Genomic DNA, 15338 nt, shown 5'->3' with positions numbered 1-15338 from the left:
AACTAGTTACGATGATATGCGACTTGTGCGGACCCATTCGCCGGTATGCTTCTTGTTCCTGCGCAGTGCCAGAATGACCCACAGTTTCCAGAGGATGAAACGGGGTGCGTGCAGCAACGCCAGATAGACAGCCCGAGGAGGGCGGAGCAGATACAGCGCAGTGCCCGCATAGAAACAGAGCGCCAGGAGAAGGAGAGCGTTGATTGCAAGCGATACGGGCGAAAAAAGAACCAGAGATGCGAGTAGCGTGAGCAGGCAACCACTGACAATGACAGAGAGTGGTGGGGTGAGAAGCTCTGCGATTGCCTCCAGTCGTGCCAGATCGTGGTGTTGTATCCCGGCCTTGAGCAGGCTGCATACAGTTTGCCAGGTACTTCGCTGCTCTTCTGCGGCTTCCCATCGAATATCCTGTGTGCGCATCTGCTGAAACGTGGTTGGCATCTCGGAGCGGACCAGTGCTTCGGGCACATAGCGCACACGAATGCCATTGGTAATAAGCGTCAGATAATATTGGTAGTCCTCGGCCAGTGAGAACGCCTGCCAGGGGTGCCGTTGCAGTGTGGCTCGGGCAAGACACATGCCATTTCCTGTGAGAGTCGAGGAGGCTCCCAGACCGTTGCGCCCGAGTGGTCGTACATGATTCATCAAGGTGAGCGCGATCAGGCGCAGGGCCGTGCTCGGTGAGTCTGTAGGATTCAGGACGGTGTTCTGTCCTTGCAAGGCGAGTGCACCGTTACGGAGCTCATAGGCGAATGCACGTAAAAAGGACGGTGTCACCACTGAATCGGCATCCAGGATGACATAGGCATCATAGATCTCTCCTTCAATCCGCTTGAGTAGCCAGTTGAGCGCGTATCCTTTGCCACGTCTGGTGGTATCGGTACGCTCATGAACCCGGGCATAAGGTCGCGCAATTTCAGCAGTATGGTCGGTGCAATTATCTGCGACCACATGGATTGTATAGCGATCTTTCGGGTAATCAAGCGCCGCGAGGCTCTCAAGCAGCTTCTTGATCACGCTTTCCTCATTATGGGCAGGGATCAGAAGCGCGAATGTGACGTCGTCGGCATGCGCAATATTCAGCGTTCTCCGTTTCCGCGAGACGATGATTGCCAGGCAGGAAAGCAGGCAGAGATAGAGCAAGGGCAGGGCCAGACAGAGCGTCATCAGCAGAAGCAGCCAGCGAAGCGCTTCCAGCATCATCGAAAATACAGGCATAAGAGCGATACCCCCTGTTCAAGCGAGCTGTTCCAGGATGTGGAGGAGGCGGTCCCCGCATCGTTGCCAGCTATAGTGTGTCTCGACCAGCGCGCGTCCTGCCTGCCCGAGCCTCTGGCGTAGTTCAGGCTCGCGCAAGAGCCGGAGGATGGCAGCAGTGAACGCCTCCGGTGTGTCTGCCAGCAAAAGATGTTTCTCATGTTCGACCGCCAGCCCTTCTGCGCCGATACTGGTCGAGACGACGGCCTTTTGCATAGCGAGCGCCTCAAGAATCTTGATCCGCGTGCCACTGCCGATCAGCAGCGGCACAATGGCGATAGAGGTGCGTTGAAAGTAGGGGCGTGTGTCGGGGACGCTCCCCGTTACCGTGATTCCGGGCTGGTTGGCGAGTCGCAGAATGTCAGGTGGTGGATTCTTCCCGACAATGCACCATTGCAGCGCAGGGACATGCTGTCGAAGGGTCGGCCAGCACTCACGGGCGAAAAAGAGGACTCCGCTTGTATTCGGATAGTAGTCAATCGAGCCAGTGAACAGCAGTTGTGGTGGCTCCACTTCACCTTCAGTGATGGGGGTGAAGGAGGTGAGATTGACGCCGTTAGGTACAACCTCTATAGGGCGGTCAGGCACAAGCTTGTGCAGGATATGCTGCTCGCGCTCGCTGGTCACAAGGATCAGATCAGCTTTGCTACATTGTGCCAGCTCGTATGGCCTGACAAGACGATACTCAAGCCAGTTATAGAGCTTGCGGAGGGCGTTACTGTCATGCTGATAGCTTCGGCACAGTAGCTCGAACTCAAGATTATGTTGTAGCAGAATCGTTCTGGTTCCCGGCGGAAGGCGCATCCCCGCGCTCAGGGCACAGTCAAAGATCACGGCATCATAGTGAGTCAGGCGAAAGTGCTCGTCAATGGCCTGTTGCATGACCGGATGCGTGTAGCGCAGAAGCGTATTGGATTTTCCCCGGGCCAAATTCAGCAATTGACGAACGCGCTTCTGTTGCCCTGTGCCCGGACGTGTAAGCACATGAATCGTGTTGACAAAGCTGCTCAGGCGGGTGATATCCTCCTCTATATGGATTTCATCCGGTTGAGCGGCTGCCAGGAGCGAGACAGGATGTTGCTGTGCCAGCGCTTTAAGCAGAAAGAAACTTCTCGCTTTAGCGCCCCACGTGGGCGACGGCAGATAAGGGGATATGACGAGTAGTCTCATTCCTCTCTCCTCCCTGTTGAGCGGCGTCAAGTGTGGGCAGCTTGAACAGGATGCCCGCGAGCAGGCCAAGATAGATCACATTGCGATAGAAGAACAATTGATAATCGGCGTAGGCAACAATAATCTCCATCACTGCAACAGCGACTACATAAATCGCGACAAGCTGCAAATAGGGGTCCCGTAGCGTGCGGGCGATAATGCAGCCTCGCACGATCAGCGCGCCGAAGAGATACCAGAGTGCCAGATAGCCAGCCGGACCAAGTCGCATCCAGATCCAGTAGATGGTATTGTGTGGCACCAGCGTATAGTATGGATCCTGTTCTGAGATGTCCGGGAGTGGCACCGGTTGCAGGAACTCTTTGCCAAAGCCATAGCCAAGCAGCGGATTCTGTTTGGCCGTATACTTCAGATCAAAGTTTTCGATGTCTCGATAGATATTGGATGAATACTCGTCTTTATCGATGGTTGGTTGCGCGTTAAAGACCGAGAGCACGGCCCGGGCTGGCGCTCCCGCTAATCCGCTCGCGTGACTGAAGGCAAGTGTGTAGGCACCGCCGAGTAGCGCACAGAAGAGCATCAGCGCGATCAACAGGGGGCGTAGTCGCTTCTTGAGGACGAAGATCAGGCACCACGCGACGCCCATTCCTGCCAGCAACGCAACATAATCGGCGCGGCGATCATTGGCGATAGTCGAGAAGATCACCGGAGGCAGCGCCAGTAACGCCACGAGAAATTGTCCCCGCCGCCGATGATGCAGACAGAAGAGCATGACCAGCAACAAGAGCGCCACAAAGAAGAAAGACTCTTCATGCGACATGATCTCGTTGTGCCCGTGCATCTGCCCGCCGTACTGTACAATGAAGATATAAACGCCCTGCCAGCCTTTGAAGGTCGCTCCCAGAATGACAAGCCAGAAAAACACCTGTACTTGCTCTTTACGCTCAAGCAGGTTGTATGCCAGCATATAGGAGAGAAAGAGGTACCAGAGGGGCCGGACTTCCAGCACCGTAGATTTAAGACTGCCTCCGCTGGTCAGGCCGTGGAGCACTCCCCATGCCACACAGAGCAGAAAGCAGCAGTAGGGCCAGAAAAGGGGACCGCCCAGAAGCGGGCGCTGTCGTTTCGAGAGCCTATGACCGACAAGGATCAGGAGCGTGAAAAGGAAGAAGAAGCCTATCGGGCGCTCAACCAGTCCCTCCAATTGAGGCGGCCAGTAGAAGAGATAGAGCCGATCTGTGCCGATAGGGATCGGGCGGGCGTTCTGTTCGATCAGGACCACGCACCCTACTGCCAGAAACAGACCGATAGAGGGCCAACGGAGGATGCAAAGCAGGCAGAGAATCACCACACCGAGGCTGGCCAGCAGCAAGAAGCCAATCTGTACGCCGACCAGTGTCATGAGCGGCGTGATTCCGATGGTTATGGCAAAGAGCAAGGCGAAAAGCCGCGTTTCGGAACGCTTTCGAGCTGCCTGTAATGTCTGGACGTCTGCCAGTTTTCCCTCGGGATGAAAGAGTTGATGCATTGCCATAATCACGCTTTTCAGGTTAATGAGACAAAGAGAACCATTGCAGCAACAAGAGAGAACAAGAGCCAGCGCGTGCGCCGGGTAAACGAGCGTGAGCATAGCCCGATCAGCAGAAAAGCGATGAGCAAGGCGGCAATGGTTTTCATATATCCTCGTTCTTTCTTTTCAGGGTATTAGAGCAGGCGCTGCAACCAGCGTGGAATCTTGCTGACCATCTGGTTCAGAATCACGCCCTGCACTGGCAGATTCTTCAATTGCTCGGTTGTTTCGGCGATCATCAGATCAGTCGTTTCGCCAGAGCGCACTACAATCACCAGCGATTCCACCAGCGTAGCGGCCAGTTTCCCATATGCCGATGAGACCACCGGCGGAAGATCAACAATAAAGAAGTCATCAGGGGTGTTGAAGAGTTTCCGCAGACCATGTTGACGCATCTGCTGAAGCTGCTTCACCGCGCTCGACCTGCCATTTCCGGCGGGAATTACCGTCAGATTTGGCCCGACAATGTAACGGATATCTTCAAGCTGGCACTCGCCGCGAAGCCATTCCGCCAGGCCGGGGGTCGCTGGAATCTCAAAATACGTGTGTATATCCGGGTGTTCCCAGTTGCATTCAAGCAGCGTTACCGGGTTGGTTGTGTCGTTCGCGAGGGTTTTTGCCATAATAGCCGCAAGAAAGGTTTTCCCCTCTCCTGCAATCGAGCTGGTAATGCCGAGACTGCGAGCCGGGTCGGTGTCAGGGAAAAAGGTGGATAGACAGAGTTGCCTGCACCGCTCTTGAAGCATGGAGATATTGGCCTTGTCCTGTTTCGCGATGGCCGGAGGAAGGGGTGAGCTCTGTGGCGTTTTGGCCTGCTGCTTGACGGGTGTCAGAGATGTTTGCTGTTGATCCTGTGTTTGCATGCTACTTCATTCCTTCTGTTTCGGATGCCTAGCGCGTCTGTTCAAGGGCAACAGGAATAGCCTTTGCTGCCAGCTGCGGAACCTGCATCAACACGGGTAGATTGCTCATTTTATGCAGGTCCTGAGCGGTGTAAATGGCGCGATTGCGACGATACAGGATAACGATATAGATGACGCAGCTTACGAGTGCGAGGCCCAGAGCTACACCGGCTGCGATGAGATACAGGCGGGTTCGCGACTCATGATATTGTGGGACTTTCGGAGGATCGATCACGCTGAAAATGGTGTCTGTGTCCTTTCCCTGGCTGCTTAGCTGGCGTTGCAGATCCGCAATACTGTTCTGGATATTCTCTACTTTGGCTTGTGCCTGCTTGGTTTGGGAGTGCAGCAGGGCATATTGCGGGTTGGAGAGCGAGGCATAATCGGGATTGGTGCGCAAAACATCCTGCGTGAGATCTGGATGGTCGGCAAGGAATTTTGCTTCTACATCCGCCGCTGACTTTAATTCATTTTGTGCATCATGGAGCAACTTTTTATAATTTTCCAGTAACTTTTGCGCTTCAGCAATAATCAATACCTGACTTTGAGAACTAAAGTTCTGAAGAACGGCTTGAACTACTTTTTGCGCTATTTGAGGGTCGCGATTTGCATACGAGACGGTAAACATGTTATACCCCTGAGCTTTGACCTCAACGTTCTGTGTGATCTCCTCATAGAGGGCATCATCCAGCCGTGATGGGGTCGAAAGGACATCCTGAGGCAGGTTGAGCGTGGCGGCTACATTGGTGTTCCTGGCGATATTCAGGGCAACGGCGCGCGTGTGAAGTAGCTCGTTGAGCGCGGTTACCTGGGTTGTGGCTGGTGTGGCTTCGAGATTGCTTTCAACTCCGGTGCTGCCGATAACCTCATAACGGCGCAGGGCCCAGAGTGAGGCGGTCGTGCGATAGGTATAGGGAAGGAAATAGACAACGACAGCGCTGATAAGCGGAGGGATCAGTAGAATAAGGAGAAGTGCCAGCTTGTGCCGAAAAATCTCCTCTAGCGTACGACGCATAGCGGACTCCTCTGACCACTAAAAACGGATTGGTCGCTTTTCAGGATAGTACATCGATAAGTACACCCTTGAGGATACACTACTTCTATCGTGAATTGGTTGTTATGAATGTCGAGAAAGTGTTAGGAAGAGGAAGGCTCTGTGTATATTCTGGTACCTGATTCCCGGTAGCGGGCAGATATCGGGTCAGTCGCTGCTTGAGCCTGAAGAAGCGGCGGGAATGATAGCAGATGGTTGCGATATCAATACCTTTTTCTGTGTGCATCTTGCTACCAATTTGATACCAAGATCGGGCTAAACTCTACCAATTGCGACAAACTCTCTACCTGAGAGACGATCTTTTCAGAACGGACGGGTGGTATCTTCTGTTGCAGACGGAGGATTTGTATGTTGTAGCTTCATGTGAAGCGAAACAAAGAGACTGAGAAGCAGACAGAGGAAAAGCGGTGGAAAAGAACACCCGGATCGTTATTGGTGCAGGTCCTTATGGCCTTTCAATCGCGGCCCATTTACTGGCTCAGGGAATTCCAACACAGGTCTTTGGAAAGCCTATGGAGTTCTGGGAAAAAATGCCTGCAAGGATGTATCTGAAGTCAGTGTGGAGTGCCTCAACGCTGTTTGATCCCGAGGGTCACTATAGTCTGGATCGTTACTGCCAGGTGCGAGGGATCGGGCGCCGGGAGCCGATCCCCTTGTCATTCTTTGTGGAGTACGGGCAATGGTTTCAGCAACAGGCCGTGCCAGACGTGGATGAGACGTATGTGCGTCTGTTAGAACGAGACGGCAATGGTTTTCGGCTGGAGTTGGCCGATGGGCGCAGCCTGAAAACTCATTCTGTGGTGCTGGCAACAGGGATCGCTCCTTTCTACCATGTGCCTGACTTTGCCCGCGATCTTCCCGCATCGCTGGTTGCCCATACCCATGTTGAGACGGATTATACCCCGTTTCAAGGCAAGCGTGTTGTCGTTGTGGGAAGCGGTCAGAGTGCCCTGGAGACGTCGGCGCTGCTGAACGAGACCGGGGCGCAGGTTGAATTGATTGCGCGTGGTCCCGTGATCTGGATTAACCGCAAACTCTATGACTCGACGGGGCCGCTGAAGCACATCTTCTATCCGCCCAGTGATGTGGGGCCTCCGGGACTGAACTGGTTGGTTTCATTCCCGCTTCTCTTCCGCAAGTTTCCAGATACGGCCCGTCAGGTGATGGATCGCCGCGCTGTTCGTCCCGCGGGAGCGCAGTGGCTGCGTCCGCGCATTGAGAACTGTGTGCGTGTGACCGAGCGAACACAGGTGGTGCGAGCTGAGGCGCGAGGTGAGACGCTGCGGCTGTACCTGAGTGACGGGACGGAACGAGAGATTGATTTTCTCTTCCTCGGGACAGGCTACCGCCCGGATATTCGCGAGGTGGACTACCTCTCACCCGAACTGCGAGCGCAAATCCAGACACGAAACGGCTATCCAATCTTGAACCAGTGGTTCGAGACCTCGGTTCCCGGATTGCATGTCGCGGGTGCCCTGGCAAATCACACCTTCGGCCCCATCTGCCGCTTTGTAGCGGGCGCGAAAGTTCCAGCTCAACAGATTGCGCGATATGCGAGGGCAGAAGGATAACAAGTTGAGAAGATAAAGGGAAATGTATGTCACAGCAGCATGAGATGCCATTAGCCGTTGTGCTTGGTAGCGATTTTAAAGCGCTAGGTGTTGTGCGTAGTCTTGGGCGAAGAGGTATACCGTGCGCTGTGGTTGACAATATACCTCGTTCTGCCTGGTTTTCGCGCTATACCAGAATGCGTATCAGATGGGGCGGGTACATGGGTGATGAACGGTTTCTGCACTTTTTGTTGTCTCTGGCGAAGAGGCCAGGTTTTGAGCGGGCCGTCCTGATCCCCGTACAGGATGAGGGTGTTGAGTTGATTGCCAGACACTCAGGTCCGCTCTCCCGGTTATACCGACTGGTGACGCAGGATTGGGATGTAATCCGCTGGTCAAGTGATAAGCGACTGACTGATCAGCTCGCCCGCGAAGTGGGTGTACCCTATCCGCAAACGTGGTATCCCCGCAACGAGCGCGATCTAGGTATGCTGGGTATTCCCTTTCCCGTGATTATCAAGCCCGCGATCTCAGTTCATTTGCAATATACGCTGCGGCGGAAGGCGCTTTCCGCGATGACGCTTGATGAACTACGTGCACAGTATCAGCGGGCGGCAGCGGTAATTCGAGCTGATGAGATTATGGTGCAGGAACTGATTCCCGGACCGGGTCGAGAGCAATATTCGGTCGGGGCTTTCTGTCACGAGGGGCGCATTGTGGCCTGTATGACAGTCAGAAGAACCCGCCAATATCCCATTGATTACGGCCTGGGAAGCAGCTTCGTTGAGGCACTTGAGAATCCCGAACTCGTGGCCCTGGCTGAGAAACTGGTGCGCCATATGGGAGTTTCGGGCATGGTCGAGATCGAGTTCAAGTACGATGCTCGCGTGCGCACATATAAGCTGCTGGATGTGAACGTGCGTCCCTGGGGCTGGCATGCGCTCTGCCCTGCCTGTGGTCTGGATTTTTCCTATATGCAGTACTGCGCGGCATTAGACATGCCAATTGAGCCGGTGACACCTCAGTATGGCTACCATTGGGTGCGCCTCTTGACCGATATCCCGGCAGGCATTCAGGAGGTGCGGCAGGGGCTCAGTACGCCGTTCACCTATCTGCGCTCTCTCTTCGGGCGGACCGTCTTCTCCGTGTTTGACCTGAACGATCCCGTTCCGCTGCCCGCCGATTTCGCGATAGCGCTGATGAGGCGGGTGTTCCCCCGGTCGTTTTCTGGTGGCTTTCCTGTGAAGGGAGTGTTAAATGAGCAGGCTCCGTAGAGTGGTGAACAACACCGTCATTTCACTGGCAGGGCAGCTTGTCACCTGGGCCTCGACGTTCCTGTTAATGGCGGCCTATGGGCGTTTTCTGGGTGATGTGAAGTTCGGTGAGCTCTATTTTGCTACCAGCTTTGTGCTACTGATCGGGATTCCCATCGAGCGTGGTTTCGATCAGCAAGTGACACGGGAAGTGGCGCAGAGGCCGGATCAGGCGTTGCGCTACCTCTCGAACACGGTCCTGATCAAAACCGTGCTCTGGGTCGTGTTATTTGCGCTGTTGCTGTTTCTCTGCCGGCTGCTTGGCTACAGCGAAGAGGTCTACCATCTGGTGATGATCTGTGGCGTTTCGCTCCTCAGCACCTCGATCGCGACCACGTTTGGCTCGGTGCATTACGCGTTTGAGCGTGTCTTGCATCCGGTCATCGGCACTATTCTGGAGAAGGGGCTGACGGCGCTGGTGGGTATTCTGCTGTTGAGGAACGGGGCGACAGTGCAGACGATGGCGTTCGTGCTACTTGGAGGCTCGCTGGTCAGTATGCTCTGGCAGGCGTTCTGGTGCTTCAAGGCAGTTGGCTTCGGTTTCGCGCTGGATCGGGCCGTCTTGCGGGCCCTGTTACGCACAAGCATCCCTTTCATTGTGTATGGAATGGTTGGTGTGTTGTATTATCGCCTTGATACGGTAATGCTTTCACTAATGACCAATGATGCCGTTGTGGGCTGGTATGGCGCGGGCTATCGTCTGTTTGATACGCTGACATTCCTGCCCAATCTGATTATCTCGGCTATCATGTATCCTGTCTTCTCAAAACTGTCGATGCAGGATGAAGGGGCTCTCAAGACGGCCATTGAGAAGACGATGAACTTTCTGTTGTTCTGCGGGCTGCCCATTGCGACGCTGATGATTCTATCAGCGCCGAATATTCTTGGTTTTCTCTATCATCGAACCGAATTTGACCATACAATCCCGGTCCTGCAAGCGCTGGCTCCGGGACTGGTGTTTCTGTATCTGAACTCCATTTTCAGCGCGATTGTGGTCAGCCTGAAGCAGGAAAAGAAGATTATGGTGCAGGCAGCTATTGCGCTGGTCTTTAACTGTCTGGGAAACGTGGTCTGTATTCAGCTTTTCCAGCATGTAGGCTCTGCCGCGATTACCTCATGCACTGAAATGCTACTCTGCGGACTCTATTTCTTCTTCTCGGTTCCGCGCCACCTGTTGCCGCGTCGGAGTGCGATGGTGCTGCTCAAGACACTGGTGGCGTGCGTGGCTCTTGCTGCTGTGGCGTTCCTGCTGCAACGCTTCCATATCTTTGTCATTCTGCCTGCTGCTATGGTAGTGTATCTGGCTTTCGCCTTCCTGCTTGGGAGTATTCCCCGCGAGGATTTGCTGGCGCTCTATCAGGCTGTTCGCTATAAAGCACAGCGCAAGAATGCCTCAGTTTCCCTCAATGGGGGACAGGAGGAACCGGTGAAGCTGTCTTGAGGAGGTTTTATGCCTGGATTCCTGCGTGATATTATTAAATTCCTGACAAACTATGTTATTGCCTATATCCCGTTCTACACAATACGGTATGCCTGGTATCGGCGGGTGCTTGGTTGGCATATTGGGCGCAAGACAACGCTGATGATGGGGCTGTTTACCCAGATGGCCGGGCTGCGCAGGGAGCCGTCGCAGCGCGTCTTCATCGGGAATCATACGGTAATCAACTACAAGTGTCTGCTCCATGTAACCGGTGGCGTGCGGATCGGGGACAATGTCAGTATCTCGCCGGGCGTCTGGATTATCTCAGGAAAGCATGATATCAACGATCCAGAGAATAAGAGTATTTATCAGCCGGTTGTGATTGAGGATTATGCCTGGATTGGTAGTCGGGCCACGATCCTGTGCGGGCTTACTATCGGGCGTGGCGCGGTCGTGATGGCCGGGGCTGTGGTGACAAAAGATGTCCCTCCTTTTGCGGTTGTTGGAGGTGTGCCAGCGCGGGTGGTAGGTGAACGACAGTTGAAAGATCCTTCGTATGAGCTGGATTACCGGCCATTTATGGCGTAGCCAGACGAGAGAGGAGGAATATTCGTGCAGGTTCATAGCCTGGCGGAGATCACCGAAGAGCATCGCTGTGTTTTTCTCTCACCTCATTTTGACGATGCTGTCTACTCCTGTGGTGGCACCATTGCGCTACAAGGGCGTTCCGAGTGCCGTCCCCTGGTGATTACAGTCTTTGCGCGTGAGATAGCCCCCTGTTTCAAGTTGAGCCCATTCGCGCGCAAGCTTCATCGAGTGATGGGGCAGGGAGCAGCGTTGGTGCAGACACGCAAGGACGAAGACGCACAAGCTCTTGCGCTCTTACAGGCCGACTACCTCTGGCTGAACTATCCAGATGCGATCTATCGGGGGACGCCTCCCCTCTATCGTTGGAAGCGGGCCATTGCGGGGCGCGTCCATATCAGGGATCTCTGGATTATGCAGCAGTTGATCGGGGAGCTTGAGGCGGTCAAGCGGCGTTTTCCGCGCATGGTCTGGTATGCGCCGCTCGCGCTTGGTGGTCATGTCGATCATCAGCTTGTGTTTGCAGCAGCAAACTATATACGCTGGCTTGGGGCCGAGGTCTACTTTTACGAGGATTTCCCCTACAGTATGACGCCCGGAGTGCTTCAGAAGCGTTTGCGGGCCCTTGCCAATGAAACAGGGAGCGTGTTGAAGACGACACAGCACGATGTCAATGATGTGCTTCATCTGCGTCAGGAGGCTTCCGAGCGCTATGCTTCTCAGGTTGCGCTTAATTTTGGCTCAGTCGAAACCATGTATCACGCGATCGAAGAATATGCGCTGGCCTTGCATCCGGCACGACAGACGGCGCTGGAACGCTTCTGGCATGCTCCCTGTGAGAGGAGGGAACAGGAGCGTCTGCTCGCTCCCCTATGATTCGGGAATGCGATATTCCGCGATCATTTCTTTCATCGCATCGTATTGAGGCTTTGGCTGGTTGGTATCGACATCGAACATATCGAGCCTGCCATAGCCGCTATAACTCGCTGCGTCGAACTGGTTGGCAAAGGCGACCCCGGCCTTGAAGAGTGAGTACAGAGCCGTTTTGGTGTATGCCTTGATAAACTCCGGCTCATCGCCATAAGGTGGCGGCGGGTTTGCCGGGTCATAGTTCCACTCGGTGACCCCTATTGGTAGCTCTTTCCCGAGGGTGTCTCGAACCATCTTGCGGACCGAGAGCGCGGCATTATAATAGTCGGTTGCCTTTGCCAGACAGCCTTCGCGGCTATCTTCCCAGCAGGGGTACAGGTGGAAGCTAATTGCGTCGGGCATAACCCCGGATTCCTTCACACCATCAAGAAAGCCCTGAATGTATTCCGTATCTTCGTGTGTATAGGTGACCGGTCCGATGAATTTGGCCTGCGGGTTGATCTGGCGTAGCATCGGAATAACTGTATTCCATTGTTTCAGATAGTCTTTGATGGGAATCTTCATAAAGTCGGGCTCATTGCCAAATTCGTAAAGCAAACATCTTGAACCCGCCAGTTGCACGACGTGCTTCATAAACTCCACGTTAAAGACATTGAAGAGCACGCCCAGACAGGACATTCCGGTATTCTCGACCGTCTTCAGGCGCTGCTCGATCTCGTCATCTGTGATCGGGTGATGGTCGTCGGCTTCACTTTTATCAAAGAAGAACGTACGGAGCAGCGTAAAGTGCGCCTCTTTGAGGGCTTTTTGAATGCTCTGGCTGGTCTGGATGTTGTTCTCGCTCCATTCCTGTGTGTCGTTGGTGCCGAAGAGAAAGGAAGACGCGCCGTCTTTCCAGATGCGCTGGCCGGGAAGAAGCGGCTTTTGCGTGGCGGTTGCTGTCGGGGGTGACTTTGTCGCGGTCGCATCCCCGGGGAGCTTCTGGCTGACAGTGGCACTACAGGCGCTCAGAAAAAGGACCAGAATGCAACAGGCCAGCCGCAGACTTCTGGTGAAACGCATGGTATGTTTTTCCTCTCCTCAAGATGCTCAAGATCTCCAATCTTACTGTAGCATCTGTGGGTTATAAAAGGATTGACAGATATGTTGCGAAATGGTTGATAAGACAGGTGCAGGCAGAGCTATTGCTGACCGCAGGAAAGCGAAAGTAGCGAAAATGGGAACTCATAGCGCGGTATCTAACGATTTTGCAACAGAAAAGACGACACTATTTCTATGTGCAGATGCTATGGTACTGGTGACTGATAGATCCTGGCAACGGAAAGATAGGCAAAAGATGCAAGAAACACGGACGGAAGCGAGCTTTCATCCTCTGGTTGAGCAGCAATTGCAAGAATCGTTCTTCCACGATCAGGCATGGCTTACGCTGGTCGCCAGGCGCTACGGATATCATACGGAGATACTGACCACGACCGACCGGGAAGGGCGTATCACCGGTATGTTGCCGGTAAGCCTGGTGAGCAGCCCGCTTACCGGGAGGCGGTTGGTTTCGTTTCCGTTTTCCGATTATTGCCCCGTTATTGCGGCTGATATCTCTGCCGAACGAGAGCTGGTATGTCAGGCGCTGGATCTGGCGCGTCGCTCTCGGGTGCGGTATCTGGAATTGCGGCCCGGAACCAGTCTGCAAGGTCATGACGAACTGATGGAAAGCGATCTCTATGTGCGCTGGATGCTGGAGCTGGACAGCGATCTCGGTACGCTCTGGAAACGGCTACGGAAGCCGATTCAGCGCCAGATCAAGAAGGCCCGGAATCAGGGGGTACAGGTGCGTCCGGCACGTGAGCGGGATGAAATGGCGCTCTACTATCGCCTGCATTTGTTGACGCGCAATAAGCATGGCATGCCTGCGCAGCCGCGAGCCTTCTTCTTTGATCTCTGGGATGCGTTCGCCTCACGCGGTCACCTGCATCTGTTGCTGGCAGAATATCAGGGAACCGTGATCGCAGGGATGATCCTGCTGGCGTACGGCTCAACGGTTCGTTATGCCTATGGGGCCTCTTCCGAGCGCTTCTTACAGCTTGCGCCGAACAACCTGCTGTTGTGGGAGGCGTTGAGCTGGGGAGGTACACACGGGTATCGCCGTTTTGATTTTGGTCGAACAGCACGCGATAACGAGGGGCTTATGGAATTTAAGCGGCGCTGGGGGGCAGCAATGGAGCCTCTGCCCTATTACTACTTCCCCGAGGTTGCCGGGATGGTTGCAACCTCGGAAAGCAGCGCGAAGTATCGCGTCTTGACTGCCTGTTGGCGACGCTTGCCGCCTGCTGTTGCCGGGCCTCTGGGAGGCTATCTATACAGACATCTGGGCTAAGGCATCGTGTCACCTGCACAGCCGGCACGATGCCTTGAGCGTGTATTCAAGGGTCGACATGTCTGAATGTTAGCCGGTTATAACGCGAAGCGTGCGCGCGGTTTCCTCAGAGATGTAGGCATCTTCTTCGGCAGTCCGTCGGACTAACGAGTAGCCAACGCCACGAATTGTGATGATATAGGTCGGGTTGCTCGGATCGGGTTCTATTTTTTGGCGGAGATGATGAATATGCGATTTAATCAAATAGATATCCCCATCGTTTCCATAGCCCCAGATGTGTGATACGATCTGATTGGCTGTACACACGTTGTTCGCGTTGATTGCGAGAAAATGCAGGAGTTTTCCTTCGGTCGGTGTCAGGTTGAAGGTTTTCCCGCGCACCGTGACTTGATTATGCAGAGCATCAATGCTGATCGGGCCAACCGTAATGATTGATGAGGGCTGTAACGAAAGTGTTGAGCGGACGCGGCGCGTCAGGGCGCGGATATGGGCAAGCAGTTGACCCGGGAAAAAGGGCTTGCAGAGATAGTCATCTGCGCCCGATTCCAGGCAGTAAATCTCGTCCTGCTCGCTCTTGCCACGAGTGGTCGCAAGAATCAGGGCATCATGCTTGCGCCGGAGCTCGCGGCACAGCGCCAGGGCATCCGTTTCGCCGATTATTTCCATTGTTGGCTCAAGGATGACGAGATCAGGCTGTTGCTCTTCCCATTCGCGTTTAGCGCGGTCCAGCGTATAGGCTCGGCAGACCTCATACCCCAGAGTTTTCAGCCATCCGGTAAGCATCTCAACCCAATCCCGGTCAGTGTCAACAATAAGCAATTTCATGACGATACCTTCCTGTTTTCTACTAGGTGGTCCGATTCATGCCCCCTGCTGCTGTGGAACGACTAATTCACGATAATACTGTGAGTAGGTTGGCTCTCTCTCAAGCAGGCTGATAAGGCGGCTGTACCATGCGTCCTGCTCAAGATTCTTGAGGATTGCCTGTGCCGCTTCTTGATTTTCAAAATGACCGATAAAGAGGAATTCACGCGGGATATCTGTCCTGCGCAAGAGCTCCCAGGAGAGAGAATACCCGATCCGGGTGGGTCGTCTGCGTTGCCAGTCCTCATGAAGGGCTAAAACTGCGTCTTCTTCTCCGTTTTTGGCCCGATACGCTATGGTAACAACAAACATCTTCCCTCCTTTTGCACAGTGAACCGCCGTTGGTGAGATGCCCTTTGCTCTATCCTGAGTGTGACAGGGAAAAGCATTGCAAGCGGCGGAAACAGGCGACTCC

The 15338-nt window shown here is 54.2% G+C and carries 15 protein-coding genes; 6 read left to right on the top strand and 9 right to left on the bottom strand.

Annotated features, from left to right (window positions below; translation table 11 throughout):
* Positions 1–6: 6 nt before the first annotated feature.
* From KTH_RS15775 to KTH_RS15750, 6 genes are read right to left on the bottom strand one after another with little or no spacing between them, the layout of a single operon-like run.
* Positions 7–1218, bottom strand: a complete 1212-nt coding sequence (locus KTH_RS15775) for a glycosyltransferase family 2 protein (RefSeq protein WP_111317641.1) — start codon at positions 1216–1218, stop codon at positions 7–9.
* Positions 1219–1236: 18 nt separating this feature from the next.
* Positions 1237–2427 carry a glycosyltransferase gene (locus KTH_RS15770; protein WP_111317638.1) on the bottom strand — a complete coding sequence of 397 codons (1191 nt, stop codon included), beginning with the start codon at positions 2425–2427 and terminating at the stop codon, positions 1237–1239.
* Positions 2375–3958, bottom strand: a complete 1584-nt coding sequence (locus tag KTH_RS15765) for an O-antigen ligase family protein (RefSeq protein WP_497619873.1) — start codon at positions 3956–3958, stop codon at positions 2375–2377. The genes KTH_RS15770 and KTH_RS15765 overlap by 53 nt, the downstream gene beginning before the upstream one ends.
* 11 nt (positions 3959–3969) lie before the next feature.
* Positions 3970–4101, bottom strand: a complete 132-nt coding sequence (locus KTH_RS15760) for a hypothetical protein (RefSeq protein ID WP_497619871.1) — start codon at positions 4099–4101, stop codon at positions 3970–3972.
* A gap of 27 nt (positions 4102–4128) precedes the next feature.
* Positions 4129–4857, bottom strand: coding sequence for a CpsD/CapB family tyrosine-protein kinase (locus KTH_RS15755; protein WP_111317633.1), 729 nt, complete (start codon positions 4855–4857; stop codon positions 4129–4131).
* A 28-nt stretch (positions 4858–4885) separates the two neighbouring features.
* On the bottom strand, positions 4886–5911 hold the full coding sequence (locus tag KTH_RS15750; RefSeq protein WP_497619868.1) for a hypothetical protein: 1026 nt from the start codon (positions 5909–5911) through the stop codon (positions 4886–4888).
* A 446-nt stretch (positions 5912–6357) separates the two neighbouring features.
* Here KTH_RS15750 and KTH_RS15745 point away from each other — a divergent pair, with 446 nt between their 5' ends.
* From KTH_RS15745 to KTH_RS15725, 5 genes are read left to right on the top strand one after another with little or no spacing between them, the layout of a single operon-like run.
* A complete protein-coding gene (locus KTH_RS15745; protein ID WP_497619867.1) occupies positions 6358–7521 on the top strand; it encodes an FAD-dependent oxidoreductase in 1164 nt (387 codons plus the stop codon).
* Positions 7522–7547: 26 nt separating this feature from the next.
* Complete coding sequence (locus KTH_RS15740; RefSeq protein WP_497619865.1) at positions 7548–8774, top strand: carboxylate--amine ligase; 1227 nt, start codon at positions 7548–7550, stop codon at positions 8772–8774.
* The gene (locus KTH_RS15735) at positions 8758–10254 is read left to right on the top strand and encodes a flippase (RefSeq protein WP_497619863.1); all 1497 of its coding nucleotides are present in this window, start codon (positions 8758–8760) and stop codon (positions 10252–10254) included. Before KTH_RS15740 ends, KTH_RS15735 begins: the two co-directional genes overlap by 17 nt.
* A gap of 9 nt (positions 10255–10263) precedes the next feature.
* On the top strand, positions 10264–10821 hold the full coding sequence (locus KTH_RS15730; RefSeq protein ID WP_497619861.1) for an acyltransferase: 558 nt from the start codon (positions 10264–10266) through the stop codon (positions 10819–10821).
* A gap of 24 nt (positions 10822–10845) precedes the next feature.
* On the top strand, positions 10846–11694 hold the full coding sequence (locus KTH_RS15725) for a PIG-L deacetylase family protein (RefSeq protein ID WP_497619859.1): 849 nt from the start codon (positions 10846–10848) through the stop codon (positions 11692–11694).
* Here KTH_RS15725 and KTH_RS15720 read toward each other — a convergent pair.
* Complete coding sequence (locus KTH_RS15720) at positions 11689–12750, bottom strand: GH39 family glycosyl hydrolase (protein WP_497619857.1); 1062 nt, start codon at positions 12748–12750, stop codon at positions 11689–11691. The genes KTH_RS15725 and KTH_RS15720 overlap by 6 nt on opposite strands.
* A gap of 274 nt (positions 12751–13024) precedes the next feature.
* Here KTH_RS15720 and KTH_RS15715 point away from each other — a divergent pair, with 274 nt between their 5' ends.
* A complete protein-coding gene (locus KTH_RS15715) occupies positions 13025–14059 on the top strand; it encodes a lipid II:glycine glycyltransferase FemX (protein WP_497619855.1) in 1035 nt (344 codons plus the stop codon).
* Positions 14060–14128: 69 nt separating this feature from the next.
* Here the strand turns inward: KTH_RS15715 and KTH_RS15710 are convergent, their stop codons facing one another.
* Together KTH_RS15710 and KTH_RS15705 are read right to left on the bottom strand one after the other, a co-directional pair.
* Complete coding sequence (locus tag KTH_RS15710) at positions 14129–14884, bottom strand: winged helix-turn-helix domain-containing protein (protein ID WP_497619853.1); 756 nt, start codon at positions 14882–14884, stop codon at positions 14129–14131.
* 36 nt (positions 14885–14920) lie between these two features.
* On the bottom strand, positions 14921–15235 hold the full coding sequence (locus KTH_RS15705) for a putative quinol monooxygenase (protein ID WP_497619851.1): 315 nt from the start codon (positions 15233–15235) through the stop codon (positions 14921–14923).
* Positions 15236–15338: the final 103 nt, after the last annotated feature.

This window comes from Thermosporothrix sp. COM3 (assembly GCF_059696735.1).
The sequence above is the reverse complement of the archived record's forward strand: the minus strand, read 5'-3'. Positions and strand labels throughout refer to the sequence as shown.